This window comes from Burkholderia cepacia, from assembly GCF_001718835.1.
Classification (GTDB): Bacteria; Pseudomonadota; Gammaproteobacteria; order Burkholderiales; family Burkholderiaceae; genus Burkholderia; species Burkholderia cepacia_F.
In genome coordinates, this window is record NZ_CP013443.1 from 1,870,543 (window position 1) to 1,892,242 (window position 21,700).

The 21,700-nt window shown below is 66.2% G+C and carries 22 protein-coding genes and 2 pseudogenes; 11 read left to right on the forward strand and 13 right to left on the reverse strand.

Annotated elements, in window-relative coordinates:
• Nucleotides 1–348 precede the first annotated feature (348 nt).
• A pseudogene (locus tag WT26_RS11965) lies at nt 349–540 on the forward strand (acetoacetate decarboxylase); the annotation flags it as partial.
• A gap of 34 nt (nt 541–574) precedes the next feature.
• Complete coding sequence (locus WT26_RS11970; protein ID WP_069272965.1) at nt 575–1,819, forward strand: saccharopine dehydrogenase family protein; 1,245 nt, start codon at nt 575–577, stop codon at nt 1,817–1,819.
• A 44-nt stretch (nt 1,820–1,863) separates the two neighbouring features.
• Here the strand turns inward: WT26_RS11970 and WT26_RS39040 are convergent.
• A pseudogene (locus tag WT26_RS39040) lies at nt 1,864–1,956 on the reverse strand (type 1 glutamine amidotransferase domain-containing protein); the annotation flags it as partial.
• 130 nt (nt 1,957–2,086) lie between these two features.
• On the opposite strand from WT26_RS39040, the gene WT26_RS11975 reads away from it, so the two are divergent.
• From WT26_RS11975 to WT26_RS11980, 3 genes are all read left to right on the forward strand, one after another.
• The gene (locus WT26_RS11975; protein ID WP_069273747.1) at nt 2,087–2,470 is read left to right on the forward strand and encodes a GFA family protein; all 384 of its coding nucleotides are present in this window, start codon (nt 2,087–2,089) and stop codon (nt 2,468–2,470) included.
• Nucleotides 2,467–2,610, forward strand: coding sequence for a hypothetical protein (locus tag WT26_RS38025; RefSeq protein WP_196222153.1), 144 nt, complete (start codon nt 2,467–2,469; stop codon nt 2,608–2,610). Before WT26_RS11975 ends, WT26_RS38025 begins: the two co-directional genes overlap by 4 nt.
• A gap of 151 nt (nt 2,611–2,761) precedes the next feature.
• The gene (locus WT26_RS11980) at nt 2,762–3,217 is read left to right on the forward strand and encodes a MarR family winged helix-turn-helix transcriptional regulator (RefSeq protein ID WP_069272966.1); all 456 of its coding nucleotides are present in this window, start codon (nt 2,762–2,764) and stop codon (nt 3,215–3,217) included.
• Between the two features lie 133 nt (nt 3,218–3,350).
• Here WT26_RS11980 and WT26_RS11985 read toward each other — a convergent pair whose 3' ends face one another.
• The 10 genes from WT26_RS11985 to WT26_RS12025 form a co-directional block, all read right to left on the reverse strand.
• Nucleotides 3,351–3,695 (reverse strand): DUF4148 domain-containing protein, encoded by a 345-nt coding sequence (locus WT26_RS11985; RefSeq protein ID WP_059672495.1) that lies wholly within the window; start codon nt 3,693–3,695, stop codon nt 3,351–3,353.
• Between the two features lie 87 nt (nt 3,696–3,782).
• Entirely contained in the window at nt 3,783–4,202 is a 420-nt protein-coding gene (locus WT26_RS11990) for an organic hydroperoxide resistance protein (RefSeq protein ID WP_069273748.1), read from the reverse strand.
• A gap of 223 nt (nt 4,203–4,425) precedes the next feature.
• Entirely contained in the window at nt 4,426–4,575 is a 150-nt protein-coding gene (locus WT26_RS37290) for a hypothetical protein (protein ID WP_155774651.1), read from the reverse strand.
• 82 nt (nt 4,576–4,657) lie between these two features.
• Nucleotides 4,658–5,575: a LysR family transcriptional regulator gene (locus WT26_RS11995; protein WP_042584060.1), complete on the reverse strand. Its 918-nt coding sequence runs from the start codon at nt 5,573–5,575 to the stop codon at nt 4,658–4,660.
• Between the two features lie 69 nt (nt 5,576–5,644).
• The gene (locus WT26_RS12000; protein WP_069270187.1) at nt 5,645–7,906 is read right to left on the reverse strand and encodes a xanthine dehydrogenase family protein molybdopterin-binding subunit; all 2,262 of its coding nucleotides are present in this window, start codon (nt 7,904–7,906) and stop codon (nt 5,645–5,647) included.
• Nucleotides 7,906–8,406 (reverse strand): (2Fe-2S)-binding protein, encoded by a 501-nt coding sequence (locus tag WT26_RS12005; RefSeq protein WP_045566077.1) that lies wholly within the window; start codon nt 8,404–8,406, stop codon nt 7,906–7,908. Before WT26_RS12005 ends, WT26_RS12000 begins: the two co-directional genes overlap by 1 nt.
• Nucleotides 8,403–9,683 carry a c-type cytochrome gene (locus WT26_RS12010; RefSeq protein WP_069270188.1) on the reverse strand — a complete coding sequence of 427 codons (1,281 nt, stop codon included), beginning with the start codon at nt 9,681–9,683 and terminating at the stop codon, nt 8,403–8,405. Before WT26_RS12010 ends, WT26_RS12005 begins: the two co-directional genes overlap by 4 nt.
• A 180-nt stretch (nt 9,684–9,863) precedes the next feature.
• Entirely contained in the window at nt 9,864–10,997 is a 1,134-nt protein-coding gene (locus WT26_RS12015; protein ID WP_060079306.1) for an FAD-dependent monooxygenase, read from the reverse strand.
• Between the two features lie 131 nt (nt 10,998–11,128).
• A complete protein-coding gene (locus WT26_RS12020; RefSeq protein WP_059486748.1) occupies nt 11,129–11,827 on the reverse strand; it encodes a glutathione S-transferase N-terminal domain-containing protein in 699 nt (232 codons plus the stop codon).
• Nucleotide 11,828: 1 nt separating this feature from the next.
• The gene (locus tag WT26_RS12025) at nt 11,829–12,533 is read right to left on the reverse strand and encodes a glutathione S-transferase family protein (protein ID WP_059807301.1); all 705 of its coding nucleotides are present in this window, start codon (nt 12,531–12,533) and stop codon (nt 11,829–11,831) included.
• Between the two features lie 106 nt (nt 12,534–12,639).
• Between WT26_RS12025 and WT26_RS12030 the strand changes: the two genes are divergently transcribed.
• The 6 genes from WT26_RS12030 to fabI all read left to right on the forward strand — a co-directional run bounded on the left by WT26_RS12030 (nt 12,640) and on the right by fabI (nt 19,420).
• Nucleotides 12,640–13,467, forward strand: coding sequence for an AraC family transcriptional regulator (locus WT26_RS12030; RefSeq protein ID WP_069270189.1), 828 nt, complete (start codon nt 12,640–12,642; stop codon nt 13,465–13,467).
• 417 nt (nt 13,468–13,884) lie between these two features.
• The gene (locus WT26_RS12035) at nt 13,885–14,292 is read left to right on the forward strand and encodes a VOC family protein (protein ID WP_196774771.1); all 408 of its coding nucleotides are present in this window, start codon (nt 13,885–13,887) and stop codon (nt 14,290–14,292) included.
• A 302-nt stretch (nt 14,293–14,594) separates the two neighbouring features.
• Nucleotides 14,595–15,944 (forward strand): reverse transcriptase family protein, encoded by a 1,350-nt coding sequence (locus WT26_RS12040; RefSeq protein WP_069272968.1) that lies wholly within the window; start codon nt 14,595–14,597, stop codon nt 15,942–15,944.
• Between the two features lie 302 nt (nt 15,945–16,246).
• Nucleotides 16,247–18,451: a DUF3141 domain-containing protein gene (locus WT26_RS12045; protein ID WP_080485649.1), complete on the forward strand. Its 2,205-nt coding sequence runs from the start codon at nt 16,247–16,249 to the stop codon at nt 18,449–18,451.
• A gap of 9 nt (nt 18,452–18,460) precedes the next feature.
• Nucleotides 18,461–18,640 (forward strand): hypothetical protein, encoded by a 180-nt coding sequence (locus tag WT26_RS12050; protein ID WP_069270191.1) that lies wholly within the window; start codon nt 18,461–18,463, stop codon nt 18,638–18,640.
• Nucleotides 18,641–19,420, forward strand: a complete 780-nt coding sequence (gene fabI / locus WT26_RS12055; RefSeq protein ID WP_059660918.1) for an enoyl-ACP reductase FabI — start codon at nt 18,641–18,643, stop codon at nt 19,418–19,420.
• 232 nt (nt 19,421–19,652) lie between these two features.
• Here fabI and WT26_RS12060 read toward each other — a convergent pair whose 3' ends face one another.
• Together WT26_RS12060 and WT26_RS12065 are read right to left on the reverse strand one after the other, a co-directional pair.
• On the reverse strand, nt 19,653–21,062 hold the full coding sequence (locus WT26_RS12060; protein WP_059918601.1) for an ISNCY family transposase: 1,410 nt from the start codon (nt 21,060–21,062) through the stop codon (nt 19,653–19,655).
• 172 nt (nt 21,063–21,234) lie between these two features.
• Nucleotides 21,235–21,681 (reverse strand): phosphate-starvation-inducible protein PsiE, encoded by a 447-nt coding sequence (locus WT26_RS12065; protein WP_069270687.1) that lies wholly within the window; start codon nt 21,679–21,681, stop codon nt 21,235–21,237.
• Nucleotides 21,682–21,700 lie beyond the last annotated feature (19 nt).

Below are 21,700 nucleotides of genomic sequence, written 5' to 3' on the forward strand. Positions count from 1 at the left end.
GCAATGCGGCCGCCGCGCATTCGCCGGCGACGAACCGAGTCTAGGATTAAAGCCAGGTTTAGTGTCAATCAGGAGACGAGGCAAGCATGAAAACAAGGGCCGTCGCTCGGGCGCCGAATGATTCGAAGATATGACGACGATCGACGTGTTCCTCTATCCGGGCCCTTGACCTTGAAGTCGAGTTCAACCTTAAAGTGCTTGCTGACGGCAGCGAGTCAGCAGGCTTCGGGTGTTGCCTGCCGTGGTCGATCATCGAGGAGGGGCAACGAACATGGACAGGCGGTTCACACAGGTCGAATTCGGGCCGCACAAGGTCGACGTGCCTGAAGGCGGATACTACGACCGATGTTCGCCCAGCGCCTGCTGCCGCGCAACGTCGAGCTCGTGCGGCACGGCGGTCCGTTGAGCCAGCTGCTCGACGGGCTGCGCGCATCCACCATCCTGCGTCTCGACGTGGTGAAGGACGCGCAACTGGTCCTGAACCTGCCGACCCCGTTGAAGGCCTTCGATGAACCCGGAAAGCCAAGTCAACGTCGCTGATGACCCTGCCACGCCCGCTCCGAAGGAATCGTCCATGACCACACCGACCCACGATCTCGTCGTATTTGGCGCCACCAGTTTCGTCGGGCAGATCCTGGCCCGCTACCTGTCCGAGTACCTGTCGGGCGCCGGCGAGACGCTGCGCTGGGCCATCGCCGGCCGGTCCGAAGCAAAGCTCGGGCAGGTCAGGGATACGCTGGGTGCGGCCGGGCAATCGGTGCCGATCATCGTCGCCGATGCGGCCGACGAAGCGCAGCTTCGAGCGCTCTGCGCGCAGACGCGCGTGGTCGTGTCCACCGTCGGCCCCTATGCGCTTTACGGGGAGCCGCTGGTCAGGGTCTGCGCGGAAACCGGCACCGACTACTGCGACCTCACCGGCGAGACGCAGTGGATCAAACGGATGATCGACAAGTACGAGCCGGCGGCGCGGCAATCCGGTGCGCGCATCGTCCATTGCTGCGGCTTCGATTCGGTGCCGTCGGACATGGGCGTGTTCTTCCTGCAGCAGCAGGCGCGGCAGCAGTGGGGCGCGCCGGCCACGCAGGTGAAGATGCGTGTCAGGACGCTGAAGGGCGGCGCGTCGGGCGGCACGGTGGCGAGCGTGATCAACGTCGTCCGCGAAGCGGCCGCCGATCCCGCATTGCGCAGGGAACTGCTCGATCCATATTCGTTGTGCCCGAAGGGGCACGGCTTCACGGTGCGCCAGCACGCCGTCAGATCGGCCGAATTCGATCGCGACTTCGATGCATGGATCGCGCCGTTCGTGATGGCGGCGATCAACGAGCGTGTCGTGCACCGCTCCAATGCGCTGGCCGGCAACGCGTACGGCAGCCGCTTCGCGTATGACGAAGCGGTGATGACGGGTACGGGCCTCAAGGGCCGCCTGACGGCGCTGGCGATGGTGGCCGGCCTCGGCGCGTTCATGGTCGGTGTCGTCGTCAGGCCGGTGCGCAGCGTGATGGAGCGTTTCCTGCTGCCCAAGCCCGGCGAGGGGCCGAGCGCGGCCGCCCAGCTGGCCGGCCGCTACGATTTGCGTTTCGTCGGTCGTGCCGACGACGGGCGAACCTTGCGCGTGAAAGTCACCGGCGACCGCGATCCGGGCTACGGCTCCACCGGCAAGATGCTCGGCCAGGCCGCGATCGGTCTCGCACTGGATTGCCGCCGGGACGGCGAGAAGACGGGGCGCGGCGGCGGCTTCTGGACGCCCGCGACGATGTTCGGCGAGCATTTTGTCGAGCGTCTGGTTCGCCATGCGGGGCTGCGTTTCGACGTGATTTGAGCGCGAGTCGTATCCGAAAGGCATCCGTAGGAAAGCCCGCCGCGTCAAAGGCGCGCGACGACCTGCTCGGCCGTCGCCTTCGACGATTGCGGATTCTGGCCGGTCACCCGATGGCCGTCGACGACATTCGACGTGAATGAATTACGGAATCGTTACGCCCATGAATTGAATCGCTTTGTATCGGCGGGCGAAGTCGATACATCGCGATACAAGGCAAGCTGCCGCGTGCGCTATAACGCAAGGCATGACCTTGATATGGAGCGCCACATGCAACAAGCTCAACAAGCTGCCTGGCTCAAAGGGTCCTGCCATTGCGGGGCCGTCAGATTCGAAGTCCGAACCGCCGTGACGCCGGCGGTTCGCTGCAACTGCAGCCTGTGCCGCCGGCGCGGCGCGCTGATGAGCCCGATGTTCGACGGCCACGCGCTAAGAATCCTGGCGGGCCGGGATGCGCTGACGGTCTATCAGTTCAACACGCGCGTCGCGAAACACTACTTCTGCAAGCACTGCGGCATCTATCCGTTCCATCAGACCCGCAAGGACCCGGCCTGCTGGCGCGTCAATCTCGGCTGCCTCGACGGTATCGACGCGTATGCGCTCGACGCGGCGGTCGCCGACGGCGCGAGCCTGTCGGTCGTGGAGGACGCATGAAACGCTGGCTGACGATCCTCCTGTTCGCCGCGGGCGGATTCGCGACCGAGCTCGTTCAACCCGTGCAGTGCTCGCTGCTGACGGAAAGCCGGCTGCGGGCCGACAGGAAAGCGGACCGGAACGGCAACCGGCGGCGGTGAGCGCCGGGGCGCAACGGGCATCGTCCACATCGTTGCGCAACAGCCGGCCCCGGCATGCGCCGCGCGCCGGCAGTCCCGATTGCTTCCGATAAGATCGCACGCGATATATAATGCGTGCATTCGCGCGCGATCTTTGCCAAGGAGGCAGCTGATGAAACCGACCCAGACAGCGCCCAGGCTGTCCGAGTTCCTGTGCTTCGCGATCTACTCGACGAACCTTGCGTTCGGCAAGGCCTACAAGCCGATCCTCGAGGAACTGGGCCTCACGTACACGCAATACATCACGATCATTGCGCTGTGGGAGCAGGACAACCAGACGGTCGGCCAGCTCGGCGAGAAGCTGTTCCTCGAATCCAATACGCTGACGCCGATCCTGAAGAAGCTCGAGGCGATGGGCTACCTGGAGCGGCATCGCGATCCGTCGGACGAACGCCAGGTGCTCGTCAGCCTGACGAAGAGCGGGCGCCGCGTGCGCGAGAAGGGGCTCGACATGAACCTGGTCGAGGCCACCGGGCTGAAGCCGGACGAATTCGAGAAGATGCAGAAGGCGATCGTCACGCTGCGCAATAACCTGATCCGTTCGACCGAGGAGCAGGAACAGGCGTGATGGCGGGCAGGCAGGCGGAAGCAGGGAATGCTTCCGTTTTTTTATGATAAAAAGCGCATACGATTACATCGCATGCGCTTTTTATTTGGAAATGTAATGGCGTCGATGCGGTCGACTCCGGCCGCTTGTCCATTCAATGACCGAAGTAGATCGAACGCTCGGCGCTGCGGATCACGTTGCGGCGACCGGCCTGCGTGGCGGCGTCGGCGTTGCCGCCGTAGCCGGCCGCCGACGTGCCGCCTGCGGCCGCGTCGTTCGCGTGAATGCGCGTCAGCGCGGCCTGCAGGTCGTCCGGATAGTGCGGATCGTTCGCGCGGCCGGGCTGGAAGCCCGCCTTCTGCAATTCGGCCAGCTCCGCCCGCACTTGCGCGCGGGTGACAACCGCACCGGACGGCGAAGTTTCGACGCCGGCGAACGCGGGCGCGGTGAAGGCGGCTGAAACGGCGACGAGCAGGGCAGCGATAAGAGGGGTTTTCATGGTTGGCCTCAAGAAAGGATGTTCAACACGGTTAGGGGCCGATTTCGGGCCGACAGGCCGCGAACATCGGCTGATGCAAAGACATGCTCAGATCAGATTGATGGCGACGTCGATGTTGCCGCGCGTCGCCTTCGAATACGGGCAGGTCTGGTGTGCGGCATCGACGATGCGCTGCGCGACGTCGCGATCGAGCCCCGGCACGCTCACGTTCAGCCGGGCCTGCAGGAAGTACGCGTTGCCGGCGGTGCCGAGATCCACTTCGGCGTCGACGGCGAGATCGGCCGGCAACGTCACCTTCGCGGCACGCGCCGCGAGCTGCATCGCGCCGATGAAGCAGGCCGACCAGCCGGCCGCGAACAGTTGCTCCGGGTTGGTGCCGGTGCCGGCGCTGCCCGGCGACGACAACTGGATGTCGAGGCGGCCGTCGGAACTGCGCGCCGCGCCGTCGCGGCCGCCCGAAGTCGTATGCGTCTTGCCCGTGTACAGCACTTTTTCGATCTTGCTCATCTTGAACTCCTGACGTGGTGAAGTGGGTGTCTGCTCATGCGATTCGATCGCATGCGATGCATTCTGCGACTGGAGTTTCGCCATGTCAAGCGGTTTCGATTAAATCGTGTGCGATTCATTTCAATGTATCCGGAGCGATGGGGGCGGCGTATCGCCGAACCGGGTGACGGCATTTCACCGCCGCGGGGCGGTGGGGCTCAGGCCGGCGGAATCTGCGCGATCATCACGCAGACTCCATGACGTCACGGCCGGGCACCAGACAGGTCAGGAAAAGATGCGTGTTGCCTTGCTGAAACATGAAACGTTCGCGCAGCACGCGCAGTACCGGCTCGGAAAGCTCGCGTTCGTCGACGAGCCCGCGCCACGCGACCACACGCGGCACGAGGAAGCGGCGGCGTTCGCGGCGGGCGCCGGGCCACGTCGCGCCGAGCGGCGAGCGCGCGCAACCGCCGCATTCAGCCCCGCTTGCCCTGCAGCGTCGGAATCTGCTCGAACAGGCTGGAGAGCCAGTCGACGAAAAGCTTGAGCTTGGCCGGCACGTGGCGATTCGGCGGATACAGCACCGAAATCGGCCGCGCCGGTGTATTGAAGCCGGTCAGGACTTCGCGCAATTCGCCCGACTTCAGATAAGGATCGACCAGATACAGCGAGGTCTTGATCAGGCCGATTCCCGCGACGCCGCACGCGATATAGGTATCCGCATCGTTGACGGCCACCGTGCCGCACATCTGCATCACGCGCGGTTCGCCGTCGACGACGTATTCCCACGCCCGCGGCCGCCCCGTATCGGCGGAGATGTGGCTGACCGCGACGTGCTGCGCGAGATCCTCCACCGTTTCGGGTTCGCCGAACCGTTCGAGATAGGCGGGGGACGCGCAGGTGCAGGTCGTCAGGCTGCCGATCCGCTTCGCGATCAGGCCGGAGTCGTCGAGCGCGCCGACGCGCACGACGCAATCGACGCCCTCGCCGACGAGGTCGATCTGGCGATCGGTCACGCCGAGCTCGATCGTGATGCTCGGGTGCGCGGCCAGGAACGCCGGCAGCGCCGGCACCATGATCTGTTTCGCCATCGCCGGCGGCAGATTCACCTTCAGGCGGCCGCGCGGCGCATTGCGCGCCTGGGACACCGACGCTTCCATGTCGTCGATCTCGCGCAGCACCGCGACGCAGCGTTCGTAGTAGGCCCGCCCGTCCTCCGTCAGCGCGATCCGGCGCGTCGTGCGGTTCAGCAGCCGGCAGCCGAGGTGTTGTTCGAGCGTGCTCAGCAGCGCGGATACGCGCGGCGTCGTGAGCCCTGTCGTGTCCGATGCGCGCGTGAAGCTGCCCGTCTCGACGATGCGCGTAAACACGCGCATCGAAAGCAGTGTATCCATCGTTCGATCCTCTCCAACCCGTGAATCGTCGGCGCCGGTGCGTGCCGGCGCGCTGTCGTGTGTGTGCCGCTATGCGTCGATGCGCTTGCGGAGCCCGTCGCCGGCGAACGGCATTTCCCGCATGCGCTGGCCGGTCGCATCGAAGATCGCGTTGGCCAGCGCGCCGGCGGTCGGCCCCATCGACGCCTCCGCCGCGCCGAGGAACGGCGCGCCGGGACGATTGATCAGATGGACCTTCATGCTCTGCGGCGCGGCCGAGAAGCGCAGGATCGGATAGCTGCTCCAGTCGAAGCTGCGAATGCGCTGTGTATCGTATTGCAGCGCCTCGTACAGCGTCCAGCTCGCGGCTTGCACGATGCCGCCCTCGATCTGGTTGCGAATGCCGTCCGGCGACACGATCTGGCCTGCGTCGACCGCGGCTTCCGCGTGTTCGAGCGTCACGTGGCCCGTTTCCGGCACGACCGAAATCTCGACCGCGAGCGCGACATAGGCCATCAGGTTCTTGTACTTGCCGAACGCGAAGCCGACCCCGCGGTTGCGCGCGCGCGGCGGCCGCGGCCAGCCGAAGCGCGTCGCGACGAGCTGGATCACGTGACGCGCGCGGGGGTCCTGCATGTGACGCAGCCGGAACTCGACCGGATCGACGCCGGCCGCGTGCGCGAGCTCGTCCATGAAGCTCTCGATCGCCCACACGTTCGTGTGCGCGCCGAGCGAACGCATCGCCGAGGTCTGCAGCGGCATCGTCGGCGAGAAGTGGTTGACGACGTGCAGGTTGGGCAGCGCATACAGCGGGATCGCGTTGCGGTCGCCGCCGCCCTCGGGCTGCAGCATCGGCGTCGACGGCGCAGGCGCGAACGGCGGTTCGAGCATGCGCGCGGGCAGCAGCCGGCCGGCGTTGACGATCCGCTCGTTGTGCGAACTGCTCCACAGCGCGTAGTTCCAGTCGACGATGTGGCCGCTCGCATCGAGCGACGCGCTGAGTTCGGTCACCATTGCCGGCGTGAAGTGGTCCCACGTATGTTCCTGCTCGCGCATCCACTGCACGCGAATCGGCTTGCCGGGCATCGCGGCCGCGATCAGCGCCGCATGCGCGGCCGCGTCGTCCGCGCCGTTGTGCCCGTAGCAGCCCGACCCTTCGGTATGGATGCAGCGCACGCCCGCCTGCGGCATCGACAGCATCTCGGCGAGCGCGTCGCGCAGCGGGTAGACGCCCTGCGAGTGGGTCCACACGGTCAGCATGCCGTTCTCGAGCCGGGCGACCGCGCACGACGGCCCGATCGAGCCGTGCAGCAGGTAGTTCTTCAGGAACGTCGCGGTGAGCGTTTTCGTGGCCGGCGCGGTCGTCGCATGCGTATTGGCGATCTCGATGCGCTGCGTCGCGATCCGCTTCAGGTCGTCGTGAACCGTCTTGCGATCGGGCAGCGGCCGGCCGGGCGACCAGCGGCAGCCGGCGGCCAGCGCGCGCTGCGCGACGACGGCCTGCCATTCGCCGCGCGCGACGACCGCGAGCATGCTGCCGTTGCGCACGATCCGCACGACGCCGGGCAGCTTCAGGATCGCGGCCTCGTCGAACGCGAGCAGCTTCGCGTCGTAGACGGGCGGCATCACGACGCGCGCATGCAGCATGTCCGGCAGCGTCATGTCCTGCACGTAGCTGACGCCGCCCGTGACCTTGTTCGGAATGTCGACGCGCGGCAGCGACGTGCCGATCACGGCGAACGTGGCCGGATTCTTCAGCGGCGACGTCGGCGTCGCGCTGCGATGCAGGTCGACGCTGCGCACCGCGTCGCCGTAGCGCATCGTGCGGCCGTCCGGCGCCTTGATCACGGCGTCGGCGGTCGTCAGCAGGCGCGCGTCGACGCCGAACTGCTGCGCCGCCGCGTCGACCAGCAGCCCGCGTACCTGCGCGGCGGCATTCAGCAGCGCGGAGCCGCTGTCCGCCATCGTGTGGCTGCCGGCGGTCAAGCCCTCGTCGGGCGACGCGCCCGTATCGGCGGTCAGGAAGGTGATCAGCGAGGGCTTCATCCCGAGCTCCTCGGCGGCCACCTGCAGCAGCGCGGTGCGCACGCCGGTGCCGAGCTCGACCTTGCCCGTGAACACGGTGACCTTGCCGTCGGGCGTGATCTTGATCCACGCGTCGAGCAGCGGGTTGGTCTTCAGGCTGCCGGCGAGCGTTGCCGTGGCTTTCGACACGTGCACGGCGGCGCCTTCGTCCGCGATCACGACCTGGGCCGCGGCGCGGGCGGCCGGCGCGAGGCTGAACGCGACGAACAGCGCGCCGGAAACCATGAAGTGCCGGCGGCTTTCGTCGATGTCGTCGTGAGCGTTCATTACAGTGCCTTGTTGATCATGACAGGGGCGGAGCCGGGCTCCGGCTCGGGCAGGCCCGCGACCTGGCGCACGGCCGCCAGGATCCGCATGTGGGTGCCGCAACGGCACAGATTGGGTTCCATATGCGTGCGCAGCTCGTGCTCGGTCGGCTTCGGATTGCGCTCGAGCAGCGCCTGCGCGCGCATGATCATCCCCGCGATGCAGTAGCCGCACTGCGCGGCCTGGTGATCGATGAACGCGCGCTGCAGCGGGCCCGGATGGTCGGCGGTGCCGAGGCTCTCGATGGTCCTGACGCGGCGCGCGCCGACAGCGGCGACCGGGAGCAGGCACGAGAACATCGGCTTGTCGTCGACGATCACGGTGCAGGCGCCGCATTGTCCAAGTCCGCAGCCGAATTTCGCGCCATGCAGATGCAGGTCGTTGCGCAATGCATAGAGCAGCGGCGTGGACGGATCGATGTCGAGCGTGTGCTGCACGCCGTTCACGTTGAGGGTGATCATCGCGCGCTGTCCTCCTTTCTGAGCTTCGCGGCCATCGCTTCGACGCCGGTCCACGCGGGCCGGTCGGAGTAGGCCGCGCGAATGTACGCGGCAAGGTCCGCGATCTGGGCGTCGTCGTACTGGTCGAGATACGACGGCATGTAATTCAGCGGGTCCTCGCCATGCCAGCCGATCCCGTTGAACATCATCCGGATCGCGTTGCGCGGCGTATCGGCGTTGACGGCCGTGCTGAACGCAAGCGTCGGCCGTTCGCCGATCGCCTGCATCGGCGAGGCGGGCCCGTGGCACTGCGCGCACGACGCCTGGAACAGCACCGCGCCGCGATGTTCGTCGGGCGTCGTCGCGCTGCGCGCGGCGCCGGGCGTCGCGGGCCGTGCGCCGGCCGGTTTCTGGATCGACAGGATGTAGGTGGCGATCGCCTCGACGTCCTCGACCGGCACCGTCGCGAGATCGCGCGTGACGGGGAGCATCGGCCCGGCCGCCGCGCCGTGCTCGCTCGCGCGGCCGGTGCGCAGGTACGTGACGAGCTGCGCCTGCGTCCACGGGCGCGTCGCATGGCCGAGCGTATTGAGCGGCGGCGCTTCCCAGCCGTCGACGAGGCCGCCGTCGAACGCCTTGCCGGCCTGTTCGCCGCCGATCGCGTTCAGCGGCGAATGGCAGGACGCGCAGTGGCCGAGGCCGTCGACGAGCAGCTTGCCGCGGTTCCATTGCGCGGATTGCGACGGATCGGGCTGGTACGCGCCCTTGCGCAGGAACAGGATGTTCCAGAACGCCAGCGGCGGACGGAAGTTGAGCGGGAAGATCAGGTCGTTCGCCGGCGCGGCCGCGTGAACGGGCTCGCGGGTCATCAGGTACGCATAGGCGGCCGCGATGTCGTCGTCGGTCATCCGCGTGAAATGAATATACGGAAATGCCGGGTAGAGCAGGTGGCCGTCGCGGGCGATCCCGCTGCTCAGCGCGCGCGCGAACGCGTCGCGCGACCAGCGGCCGATGCCGGTATCGGCGTCCGGCGTGATGTTGGTCGCGTAGATCGTGCCGAACGGCGTCGCGAGCGGCAGCCCGCCGGCGAATGGCTGGCCGTCCTTCGCCGTGTGGCAGACGACGCAGTCGCCGAGCGCGACGACGCGCGCGCCCGCGCGCACGAGCTGCGGATCGAACGACGTGCGCGCGGGCGGGTCGATCGGTGCGATCGACGGCTGCACCATGATGCCGATCGCGATCGCCAGGCCGGCGATCGCGATGCCGGCCGCGCCGAACCAGCGTTTTTTGTGCTTCATGCGGGCTCCACGCGGCGGCGATTCGCAATGGGGATCATGTCGTCATTCCAGGGAGAGAAGCCGCGCGCGGGCGATGGCCGGCGCGGCGTTGGATGCAGGCAGTCTATGCCGGCGCCGACGTCGGATCTTGAAGCGAGGCTGAAACGTTCTGAATCAGGGCGACAGGCCGGGCTACGCCAATCAATCGTCGTGAATCGATGTGCCGAGCCCGAACGATGCGGCGAGCTGAGGCCCTTTCGCGAGCAGCGTCGTCACTTCCGTGCGCCGCTGCGCCGACCAGCGCGCGAGGCGCTCGACGACATCGGCCGCACCGGGCGGCAGCGCTTCGGCGAGCGACACGGCGTCCTGGGCCGCCTTCGACGTGCCCGACGCCGTATGCGGGCGCACGGTGCATGCGGCGTCGCCGACCAGCGCGACGCGGCCGCCGACGAAGTCGGGGCTCATCGCGTCGAAAATCGCCTGGACGAACGGCGCGCGCGTCGCGAGCACCAGTTGCGACAGCACGGCCGGCAGCCGCTCGGCGGCCAGTTGCCGCAGCGACGCGGCGCTGTCGTCGGCCAGCCGCCCCGGATGGACCGACGCGTGGTGCACGCGTCCGTCACGATCGGTCAGGTGGCGGCGCAGCGCATCGAGGTCCGTTTCGTTGCGATACCAGAGCCAGTTGAAGCGGCGCGCACCGGGTTCGAGCGAACCGTCGAGCGCGGGAATCAGGAACGCCATGAACAGTTCGCCCGGCGCCTTGTGCAGCGTCATGTTCTCGACCAGCGACGCGATCGCGTCCGCGTCGAACGCGGCTTCGTCGACGATGCCGCGCCACGCGACATAGCCGGCGAACGACGGCGCGCAGCCGGGGAAGAGGCGCGTGCGCAGGCTCGATCCCGCGCCGTCGGCCGCGATCAGGAGATCCGCGCGGATGCGTTCGTCTTCGACGTGCACGTCGATGCCGTCGGCGTGCGGGTCGAAGCCGGTGATCGCGCGGCCGTAGCGGATTCGTCCCGGCGGCAGCGTATCGCACAGCGAGCGGTAGACGGCGTCCCACGACGAGAACGGCAGCATTTCGGGTTCGTCGCGCGTGACGGCGCCTTGACGATCGATCCATCGCCGCCGATGCGTCGGCACGCTGATCATGCGGCGGCAATGCCGGCCATGCTGTTCGAGAAACGCCATCATGCGCCGCAGCACGGCCACACCGCCGCCCTGGCCGCGCAGCGGGTTGGGCGAGCGCTCGTAGACGGTCACGTCGTGCCCGATGCAATCGAGCGTCAGCGCGGCCGCGAGGCCCGCGATCGAGCCTCCTGCAATGACTATCTTCATCGTGCCTGGCCTCGGTTCTTGCGCGCGTTTGATTGTGCACGATCGCTTTGCGGCCGGACCTTAATTCTTATTAATGGCGCTGACGCAACACGTCGGCGTGCGCGAATGAGCCGGCGTGCCGGCCGGTCGCGTCAGCGCACCGTCGCGGCGGATTGCCCGAACAGGATGCTGCGCGATTGCTCGTCGACGACGGGCGTCACGTTGACTTCCTTCGCGCGCTCGTACGCGCGGATCGTCGCCGGCCGCGCGCCGATCCGCTCGAACCACCGCGCCAGATGCGGGAAATCGTCGAGACGCTGACGCTGGCGCTCGTGCGGCACGATCCACGGATAGCACGCGATGTCGGCGATCGAGTAATCGCCCGCGATGTAGTCGCGGCCGTCCGCCAGCTGCTTGTCGAGCACGCCGTACAGCCGCGACGTCTCCTTCACGTAGCGATCGATCGCATACGGCAGCGGTTCGGGCGCGTACTGCGCGAAATGATGGTTCTGCCCGGCCATCGGCCCGAGCCCGCCCATCTGCCAGAACAGCCACTGCAGCACGAGATTGCGGCCGCGCAGGTCCTGCGGAATGAAGCGGCGGGTCTTGTCCGCGAGGTACAGCAGGATCGCGCCCGATTCGAAGATCGACAGCGGCTCGCCGCCGTCGGCCGGCGCCCGGTCGACGAGCGCGGGAATCCGGTTGTTCGGCGCGATGCGCAGGAAGTCGGGCGCGAACTGCTCGCCGCGGCCGATGTTCACCGGGACGATCCGGTACGGCAGCCCGGCTTCCTCGAGCAACATCGTCACCTTGTGCCCGTTGGGCGTCGTCCAGTAGTAGAGGTCGAGCATGTCACGCTCCGGTTGCTGCGCCGGCCTCGAGCCGCGCATTCTGCGGGAACATCGCGCGGCGGGCCTCGTCGTCCATCTCGATCTTGAACGCGTGGCGCGCCTTCAGCGCTTCGGCGCGCTGCGCGGCTGGCCGCGCATTGATGTCGTCGAGCAGGCGCTTCACGTGCGGCAACTGTTCCCAGGCGGTTTCGCCGAGCACGAACGGCACCGCGCGCGCCCAGCCCCACACCGCCATGTCGACCAGCGTGTACGTGTCGCCGAGCATGTAGCGCGACGTCGCGAGACGTTCGTCGACGATGCGCCAGTGCCGCCACGCCTCGAAGTCGTAACGGTTGATCGCGTACGCGTTCGGCTCCGGCGCGTGATGCTTGAAGTGCACCGCCTGTCCCGCATACGGGCCGATGCCGGTCGCGACGAACATCAGCCACGACAGCATCTCGCCGCGCGCGGCCGGCGTGTCGTCGGGGAGGAACCGGCCGGTCTTTTCCGCGAGGTACAGCAGGATCGCGTTGCTGTCGAACACCGTGGCGTCGCCGTCGACGATCGCGGGCGTCTTCGCGTTCGGGTTGATCGCCCTGAACGCGGCCGAGTGCTGTTCGCCCTTGCGCGGATCGACCGGCACCAACTCGTACGGCAGCCCGGCTTCTTCCAGGAACAGCGCGACCTTGGCGGGATTCGGGGAAGGGTTGTAGTGGAACTGGATCATCGGCGTGATTCCTTCGTTGAAATGGGGTTGAACCAAGGGCTCCAATCTACCGAAATCGATGGGATTGAAAGTTACAATAAGTCCGAAAATCGCAACCAATCGTCCCATGCCAGACCGACTCTCCAATCTCATCAGCCGCTTCGACCTGCAAGCGCGCGTGTTCTCCGATCCCAGCGCGTGCAGCGTCGACGATGCCGTCCGCCACGACGGCGCCGGCCATCTGCACCTGTTGCGCGCCGGAAGGATCGTCGTGACCGGGGGCGCGATCGGACGCCAGACGATCGACGCGCCGAGCATGCTGTTCCTGCCGCGCCCCCAGTCCTGCCGGGTTGACGTGGGAGCGCACAACCCTGCCGAACTCGTATCCGCGAGCATCGCCTTCGGGTCTCGCGACGAGAATCCGTTGCTGCGCAGCATGCCCGACCTGCTGGTCACGCCGCTGAACTGCGTGCCGTCGCTCGACGCGGTCCAGCAACTGCTGTTCGCCGAAGCGCTCGAGCCCGCCTGCGGTCATCACGCGATGGTCAACCGGCTCGTCGAAGTGCTGATGGTCCAGATGCTCCGCCATGCGATGCGCAAGCAGCTCGTCGACACCGGCTCGCTCGCCGGCCTGTCCGATCCGCGGCTCGGCAAGGCGCTGACCGCGCTCCATTCGGACCCGTCGCGCAGCTGGACGCTCGAGGACATGGCCGGGACGGCCGGCATGTCCCGGTCGCGGTTTGCCGCGCATTTCGCGGACGTCGTCGGCGTGCCGCCGGGCGAATACCTGCTGCAGTGGCGGATCGGGCTCGCGAAGTCGCTGCTGCGCCGCGGCCGGCCGGTCAAGCTGGTTGCCGCCGAAGTCGGCTACGGCAGCGCCGGCGCGCTCGCGCGGGCGTTTGCGCAAGGCGTCGGGCTGACGCCGACGCAGTGGCTCGCGCAGCAGCGCGGGTAGGCCGACGAGCTGTGGTTATCGAGGCGACGCGCGACGCGAAGTAGTCAGGCGCGTTTTCATGGTGATCAGTTTTGGCACAAAATGCACGCGTTAAGATAAGAAAACTTATCCTGACCGTACCAAAAAAATGCAAACCGGATGCATCCGAAATTCACTTTTGGTCGTATTCCGGGATCGCTATCCGGGGCAGGGCGGGGAGACGACGCCGACGCGCACGCCCGGCGCAGCCTTCGAGAATGCGAGTAGCCGACAGCCGGGCCAGGGCAGTGCATGGTCCGGACAGCCGCCTGGCGCGGCTTCCTCGCCAGGCCGGCGCGCGCGCCGAATGCGAGTTGTTGGGGGCGGGCTACCGCTTATATTCTGATGTCCTCAGGCGGTAACGGCATCGGGCCACCGCCACTGCACGAGAGATCGAACATGACAGACGTCACCCGAACCATGAAGCTCAATCACCTGAGCTTCCCCTCCGCCGACACACTGGCGACGGCCCGATTCTTCGAGCGGCATCTCGGCTTCACGATCGCGGGAAGCTGGGACAAATCCTGGATCCTCAAGCGCCCGGGCTTCGACGTGGTGATCGATCACGCCGGCGACGCCGTGCCCGCCTGGCCGAAGGCGTTCCATGCCGGGTTCGAGCTGCCGAGCCTCGATGCCGTTCGCGAGCTGTATCAGCGCTTCAAGGAAGAGCGCGTCGAGATGGTGACGGACGTCTTCAACAACGGGCGCGGTTCGCGTTTCTTCTGCCGTGCGCCGGGCGGCGTGATGTTCGAGCTGAACACGCGCGCGGATGCCGCGCCGGAATATCAAGGCACGTTCGACGACTGAAGTCCGTTATCCGTGCGTTCATCGGCCGATTCCGAACCCGGATGATCAGTTCTACTGCCGATTCCGTGCGGCGGCATGTCATGGCGCGGTTGACACTGCCGCCCCGCGACCGTTACATTCGCGTCGCGGGCCGGTGGGTCAAGCACACGCCCGGAACAGGCAGCCGATGTTCCAGGACTACGGGGCTACCCCGTGGATCAGATCGACATCCCGATGCGTCGCAAGGAGCCCCGTTGCGCGTTGCGCAAGACAGCTCTCGCAGCACCCGTCACGTTGGCTCATCGTCCCGCCCATCCCTGTTCATGCATTCATCCGTATACGACACCGCGCACACGATCGCCGACGCGATGCTGGCCGGGCCGCCGGACCCCGGCGGCGTGGCCGCCCGCATGGCGGCCGTGCTCGGCGATGCGCCGCCGTGGTTGCACGACGTCGCGCGCGACGCGATCGCGCGCTTCGGCGCGCGCTGGGCCGCCGTCGAGCCCGGCGACCTGACGCGGCTCGTCGCCGAAGCGCCGGGATTTGTCGCAGCGTGGCGCAGCGACAGTCCGCCCGCGATCGTCCGCATCCTGCCGCGCCCCGCGGTGCAGCGGCCGCTGCCGGCGGCGCTCGGCGCGCTCGATTTGCCGCAATGGGCGACGCCCGGCGATCTTGCCGACTGGCTCGGCGTCGCCGTGCCCGACCTCGAATGGCTGGCGGACCGGTGGCGCGTTGCCGCACGCGGCAGCGAAACGCCGTTGCATCACTACACGTACGTGGCGCACGACAAGCGCAGCGGCGGGTGCCGCCTGGTCGAGATCCCGAAGGGCAGGCTGCGCGAAGCGCAGCGCCGCATCCTGCACGGGCTGCTCGATCGCGTACCGCCGCACGATGCCGCACACGGCTTCCGCAAGGGGCGCGGGATCGTGTCGTTCGCGGCGCCGCATGCCGATCGCGCAGTCGTGATCCGGTTCGACCTCGCCGACTTCTTCGCGTCGGTCAGCGCGGCAAAAGTCCATGCGCTGTTCGATACGCTCGGCTATCCGGTCGAGGTCGTCAGGACGCTGACCGCGCTTTGCACCAACCGCGTACCGTCCGCGCGCCTGCTCGCGCCGGACCTGCGCGACCGGTTCGACTGGATCGGCCGCCAGCGCTATCGCGAACGGCATCTCCCGCAGGGCGCGCCGACGTCGCCGGCGCTGGCGAACCTGAGCGCGTTCCGGTTCGACATGCGGCTCGCCGCGCTCGCGCGTTCGCTCGATGCGACCTACACGCGCTATGCCGACGATCTCGCATTTTCCGGCGGCGCCGTGTTGACGCGCGCGACGGAATGGATGACGGTCAGGGTCGCCGCGATTGCGCTCGAGGAGGGCTTCGCGCTGCAGCTGCGCAAGACCCGGGTGATGCGGCGCGGCGTGCGGCAGCGGCTTGCGGGCGTGGTCGTCAATCGGCACCCGAATCTCGCGCGCGACGAATTCGACACGCTGAAGGCGATACTGACCAACTGCGTGCGGCACGGGCCGGCGTCGCAGAATCGCGATGCGCATCCGGACTTCCGCGCGCATCTCGCCGGGCGTGTCGCGCACGCGACGATGCTGAACGCGGCGCGCGGGATGAAGCTGCAGGCGATCTTCGACGGGATCGCGTGGGACGCGGGCGATAGCGGCGCCTGAGATCCGTCGACGACGAAACAGGAAACTAGCGGGTTCTCCTTGCTCGGAAATAAATGATAGAGCGCCCCAACCGATGCGCCTGCATGGTGTGCGATCCCGCTCGCATTTTGCGTGATTAAGGTCAACCCGTAATCGCGGTGTTTTTGCGATTGTGTGAATGCCCGGCGTATCGTCCGTCGACTTTAATCCGCGTTCAACGGCTTCGTCATGCGGCGCAGCGCGGCATTACGCTTTCGACCGGCTGATCGATCAGCCGAAGTGTCGTCTGCTTCATCCGAAGTTCCTCAAACAGGAGTTGCAGCATGTCCGACGTCAACCACGCGGTACCATCCCCGGTTCAGTGCGCGCACGACGCGATCGAATACGGGATCGATGCCTGGCAACGCAGCGTATTGCTGCTGGACGTGCTGCGTGAGCGCGGCAACATCTATCTCGATCATGCGCGGTCCGGCCAGCCTCCTGTTCTGGCGTTCGAGTACGAAGTCATCATGGACGGCCGAGCGCTGCCGCAGCCGGCAAATTATGCACTGGCGCGCATCGTCCCTCCGGACGGATCGCCCGAGACCGATCCGAAGAAACGGCCGTTCATCGTCATCGATCCCCGCGCCGGTCACGGGCCGGGCATCGGCGGCTTCAAGATGGACAGCGAGATCGGCATCGCATTGAAGCAGGGACACCCATGCTATTTCGTCTTCTTCTTTCCCCACCCGGAACCGAGCCAGACGATCGAATCGGTCACGCGCGCGGAGATCGCCTTTCTCGAATGCGTGGCGCAGCGGCACCCCGACGCCGAAGACAAGCCGTTCCTGATCGGCAACTGCCAAGGCGGATGGGCAGCGCTGATCCTTGCCGCCGCCGCGCCCGAAATGGCCGGGCCGCTGCTGCTCGCGGGCTCGCCGGTGTCCTACTGGGCCGGCGTGGCCGGCAAGAATCCGATGCGCTACACGGGCGGCCTGCTCGGCGGGACATGGCTCGCGTCGTTTGCCGGCGACTGCGGGAATGGAACCTTCGACGGCGCCAACCTGGTCAACAACTTCGAGCAGATGAATCCGTCCAATACGTATTGGACGAAGCTCTACAACGTCTACGCGAACATCGACACCGAGCCTGCCCGTTTCCTGGAATTCGAGCGCTGGTGGGGCGGCCATTTCCTGATGAACAAGGAGGAAATGGAATGGATCACGCAGAACCTCTTTGTCGGCAATCGCCTGTCCGCGGGCGAGGTGGTATCGGCTGACGGCAGGACGCGCATCGATCTGCGCAACATCCGTTCGCCGATCGCCGTCTTCGCATCGTGGGGCGACAACATCACGCCTCCGCAGCAGGCGCTTTACTGGATTCCGGATCTGTACGACAGCGTCGACGCGATCCGCTGCAACGAGCAGACGATCGTCTATTGCCTGAACGACAGGATCGGGCATCTGGGGATTTTCGTGTCCGCCGGCGTCGCGAAGAAGGAGCATGCCGAACTCATCAGCGCGCTCGACCTGATCGACGTGTTGCCGCCGGGCTTGTACGAAGCGGTGATCGAGGATACGCAGCCCGACCTGCCGGGTCTCGAGTTTGTCGCGGGGCGCTATCTGATTCGTTTCGAGGCCCGGGAGATCAGCGACATTCTCGCGCTCGGCGACGGGCGCGAAGGGGAGCGCGCGTTCGAAGTCGTCAAGCGCGTCGCCGAAATCAACCAGGGCACTTACGACAAGTTCGTTTCGCCGTGGGTGAGGGCTGCATCGAATCCGTGGACTGCGGCATGGGCACGGCTGATGAACCCGGCACGCGTCGAGCGGTGGGCGATTTCGAATCTGAATCCGTGGGCGTTGCCCGTCAAGCTGACCGCGGATGCGGTACGGACCTGGCGGCAGGCGACATCGCCCGAGAACCCGCTGGTCAAAGGCGAAAACCAGGTATCGCGGGCGATCGTGCGAGGTCTGGAAGGCTATCAGGCATGGCGCGACGGCGCCGTCGAGATCCTGTTCAGGACGATCTACGAGTCGCCGTGGCTCGCGTCTCTGGTCGGCCTGAAGGAGGGGTCCGTCCAGCGACGCACGAACGAAACGGAGAGTTGGTTCGAAGAGGAATTCAAGCGGCTCAAGCGACTTGAGCTTGAAACGTGGTTCGAGAACGGCACGCTGCTCGACGGCGCGATGCGCCTGATCATCTACTGCGGGCGCGATCTTCGTGTCGTGGATGAGCGCCCGTTCAACGCGATGCGCGAGCTGATGCGCGAATCCGGACTCGATGCGCAGATCCGGCTCTCCGACCTCAAGCAAGTGACCAAGCGTCAGACCTTTCTGGTGCTGCTGGACGAGGAGCGCGCGCTGGCGGGGCTTCCCAAGCTGCTGGTGCGCGAATCCGACCGCCGTCGCGCGCTCGACGTCGCCTATGCGTTGGCGGCCACCGTTGGCGAGATCGCGCCGGTGGAACGGGCTCGATTCGACCGTGTCGCCGAGGTGCTCGGCCTGGCGCCGCGCGCGCGTCGCGCGACGAAGTCGACGGAATCCGCGTGAGGGCCGGCCATGGAACACAAGCGTGAAAAGTACGAACGCCTGATCGCGCCGATTCTGATCGGACCGTCGGCGAGAATCGTTTCGGTCGCGGAAGAGGGCGGCATGCGGCCGCTGTGCGCGACACGGGTCATCCCGACCGATGAAGAATGGATGATCGCGTCGCATACCCTTGATCTACTGGGAGCCTGAATGGAGAAGATCCCGAACTTGCCGCTCGAGGGGCGCAAGGCGCTGATCCTCGGCATCGCGAACGAGCATTCGATCGCCTATGGATGTGCGCGAGCATTTCGCGAGCTGGGTGCGGAACTGGCGATCACCTATGCGAATGACAAGGCCCGTCCGTATGTCGAGCCGCTTGCGCGTGAACTCGGAGCGGCACTCGTGATGCCGCTCGACGTGTCGAAGCCGGGGGAAATGGACGCGTTGTTCGACGCGATTCGCCGGACGTGGGGGCGACTCGACACGGCGGTACATTCGATTGCATTTGCGCCCAAGGCGGATCTCCAGGGCGGTTTGATCAACAGCTCGGCGGAGGGGTTCGCAACGGCCATGGATGTGTCGTGTCACTCGTTCATTCGCATGGCGCGACTCGCCGTACCGTTGATGGATCAGGGCGGAACGCTGTTCGCGATGAGCTATCTGGGTGCCTCCAGGGTCGTGCCGAACTACGATCTGATGGGGCCGGTCAAGGCGGCGCTCGAGGCGACGTGCCGATATCTCGCACACGAGCTTGGTCCGCGCGGCATTCGCGTTCATCCGATTTCGCCGGGGCCGCTCAAGACGCGTGCCGCGTCGGGGCTCAAGGATTTCGATTTGCTGCTCAATGAAGCGGTTGAGCGGGCGCCGCTTGGCGAACTGGTCGACATCATGGATGTCGGTTTCAGTTGCGCCTATCTCGCCACGCCGTACGCGCGGCGAATTACAGGAAACACCATGTTCATCGACGGCGGCGTCAGCATCATGGGCTAGGTGCCGCGTGCGGCGATCCTGGACACACATGAGATTGCTGGCTAGGTGTTTCGGTACTGCTTTGAAATAAAAGGGAAATTAACTAGGGTCGAATCTGATGGGCTCCGCGATTTTGTCAAAGCCAGATTCAAATGTCGTAGCGCCAGCTAAATAGAGATGTCGCATCTTTCATTGGTTTGCCGTCACTCAGCGTAGAAGGTCAGGGGTGAAGCAGCAGGGCGCTGGTGCCCGTTCAGATCGGGCTAGCAGACCGACGACCTGGTTTGCGAGGTTGCGGTGGCGCCTGCCTGCGCTCGGCCAACTCCACGATCACCTGTTCAACGTCCGCCTGCGTGAACTCGCGCGGTTTCTTCGTCCCCGGCCGGCGTTCCGATTGGCGAGCCTCGATGCCTCGGTTCGTGCGTGACGGGGAACCCGACGCCCGCCGGTTGTCACGCTGCGCCTGGATCGCTTCGGCCACTTGCAGCGCATGGCTCAGGCGCTTGTGGTCGATCACCGCGCCTTGATCGACCTCCGCCAGCTTGTCGTACTGCCGGCAGGACAGCACGGCGCCGTCGGCGCGAATCTCGATGCGTCCGTCCGGGTACTCCCACACGTCGATGTAGCGGTGAATCAGCTTGCGGTTCGCCGGCGTGTCGTCCAGCAAGTAGAGCACCCGGTCATACAGCACCGTCAGTGACTTCGTCACGCGACGCGTCTCGCGCCAGGTCAGCAACTGGTCCAGATCCTCGTCGTCCCGCAGCGGCCGGTGCGCGTCGAAGCCGGTGCGCGGCGGCTTCGCAAACCGCGCATTGTAGGCCGCGATGAAGGTGGGCGCGTACGCATTGGCGTCCTCGATGGTGTTGATGCCTCGCAGCCGCATCTCCTTCACCAGCCGGTCCTGCAAGGTCAGATGGGCACGCTCGACACGCCCCTTGGCCGGGCTGCTGTTCGCGCAGAACGTGTCGATGTTCAGCTCGTACATCGCGCGGCCAAAGTGCGTCACGCTGCGGCCGGTCTTGCTCGCAGTCGTGCTGCGGAACACGCTCGCCTTGTCGCTGTAGAGCGCCACCGGCTTGCCGTAGCGTTCCAGATACGCGCGCGTCGCCTCGAAATAGCTGAAGGTCGATTCCGTCGCCGTGAAGTGCAGCATCATCAGCCGGCTGGTCGCGTCGTCGACGTACACCAGCAGTGTGCACTGCGGCGCCCGCGCCTCGAACCAGCGATGCTCGCTGCCGTCGATCTGCACCAACTCGCCCAGGCATGCGCGCCGCGCTCGCGGCTGGTAGACCTTCGGCGGGCGCTGCCGGCGCGGAATCCATAAGCCGGCGTCCGTCATCAGCCGGCGAACTGTCTCTGCTGCAAGTCGGATGCCGTGGCATTCGTGGAGCTTCTCGCAAGCCAAGGTCGGCCCGAAATCCGCGTAGCGCTCGCGGATGATCGCCAAGGCTCGATCAGCCAATCCGGCCGGCAACTGATGATTGCTCGATTGACCTCGCTTGCGCGACACCAGGCCAGCCGCGCCCTGGCTTCGATAGCGGTTCGCCAGCCGTTCCACTTGACGTCGGCTGATGCCGAGCCGTTCCGCGGCCCGCCACGGCATCAGCCGTCCGTCAACGACCGCTTCGACAACTTTGAGTCGATCCAGCTCGCGCATGCTCATCGTGATCGTGTTGGTGTTATTGGCCACGACGGACTCCCGTTTGAGCGTCAGGAGCCGCCGAGCATGAACCAATCAGGCGCCAACTACGACATTTCTATTTGGCTCAGCTACGACATTACTACTTGGTTTCTACAATTTAACGTTGATAATTGAGATTATGTTAAATAATATGCTACCGCCCACCCGGCGCATCATCGGCCTCATCCGCCTCGGCAGGATACCGATGCTGCCCGAACCGCAGAATCAGCACGCCCACGGCAAGCAGCACGATGCCGAGCGTCGTCATCAGCATGTGTTCCGGGCTGTCCGTCACGCCGCGCAGGATCAGGTCCCGCGCGAGCGACGTCATCGCGATATAGAGCGGGAAGCGCACCGGCAACCGCCCCAGACGCAGGTAGCGCACGGTCATCGCGAGCACTTCCAGATACAGGAACATCAGCAGCAGGTCCGTCAACGAAACCGCGCCGGCCACGATGACCTTCCAGGCTTCCTGTCCCATCGCGAACGACGTCGCGAGACCGATCACCACGAGCCCGGCGAGTTCGGCCGCATGAAGAAAGCGGTCGAAACGCCGGCGAATGCGGTCTGCCGCGGTGGCCAGCGGCCGAGAGGTATTCAGTGTATTCAAGGTGTTGAAC

Coding starts and splice junctions, on each gene's coding strand:
- WT26_RS11970 (WP_069272965.1), top strand. CDS start 575: ATGACCACACCGACCCACGATCTCGTCGTATTTGGCGCCACCAGTTTC.
- WT26_RS11975 (WP_069273747.1), top strand. CDS start 2,087: ATGCAACAAGCTCAACAAGCTGCCTGGCTCAAAGGGTCCTGCCATTGC.
- WT26_RS38025 (WP_196222153.1), top strand. CDS start 2,467: ATGAAACGCTGGCTGACGATCCTCCTGTTCGCCGCGGGCGGATTCGCG.
- WT26_RS11980 (WP_069272966.1), top strand. CDS start 2,762: ATGAAACCGACCCAGACAGCGCCCAGGCTGTCCGAGTTCCTGTGCTTC.
- WT26_RS11985 (WP_059672495.1), bottom strand. CDS start 3,695: ATGAAAACCCCTCTTATCGCTGCCCTGCTCGTCGCCGTTTCAGCCGCC.
- WT26_RS11990 (WP_069273748.1), bottom strand. CDS start 4,202: ATGAGCAAGATCGAAAAAGTGCTGTACACGGGCAAGACGCATACGACT.
- WT26_RS11995 (WP_042584060.1), bottom strand. CDS start 5,575: ATGGATACACTGCTTTCGATGCGCGTGTTTACGCGCATCGTCGAGACG.
- WT26_RS12000 (WP_069270187.1), bottom strand. CDS start 7,906: ATGAACGCTCACGACGACATCGACGAAAGCCGCCGGCACTTCATGGTT.
- WT26_RS12005 (WP_045566077.1), bottom strand. CDS start 8,406: ATGATCACCCTCAACGTGAACGGCGTGCAGCACACGCTCGACATCGAT.
- WT26_RS12010 (WP_069270188.1), bottom strand. CDS start 9,683: ATGAAGCACAAAAAACGCTGGTTCGGCGCGGCCGGCATCGCGATCGCC.
- WT26_RS12015 (WP_060079306.1), bottom strand. CDS start 10,997: ATGAAGATAGTCATTGCAGGAGGCTCGATCGCGGGCCTCGCGGCCGCG.
- WT26_RS12020 (WP_059486748.1), bottom strand. CDS start 11,827: ATGCTCGACCTCTACTACTGGACGACGCCCAACGGGCACAAGGTGACG.
- WT26_RS12025 (WP_059807301.1), bottom strand. CDS start 12,533: ATGATCCAGTTCCACTACAACCCTTCCCCGAATCCCGCCAAGGTCGCG.
- WT26_RS12030 (WP_069270189.1), top strand. CDS start 12,640: ATGCCAGACCGACTCTCCAATCTCATCAGCCGCTTCGACCTGCAAGCG.
- WT26_RS12035 (WP_196774771.1), top strand. CDS start 13,885: ATGACAGACGTCACCCGAACCATGAAGCTCAATCACCTGAGCTTCCCC.
- WT26_RS12040 (WP_069272968.1), top strand. CDS start 14,595: ATGCATTCATCCGTATACGACACCGCGCACACGATCGCCGACGCGATG.
- WT26_RS12045 (WP_080485649.1), top strand. CDS start 16,247: ATGTCCGACGTCAACCACGCGGTACCATCCCCGGTTCAGTGCGCGCAC.
- WT26_RS12050 (WP_069270191.1), top strand. CDS start 18,461: ATGGAACACAAGCGTGAAAAGTACGAACGCCTGATCGCGCCGATTCTG.
- fabI (WP_059660918.1), top strand. CDS start 18,641: ATGGAGAAGATCCCGAACTTGCCGCTCGAGGGGCGCAAGGCGCTGATC.
- WT26_RS12060 (WP_059918601.1), bottom strand. CDS start 21,062: ATGAGCATGCGCGAGCTGGATCGACTCAAAGTTGTCGAAGCGGTCGTT.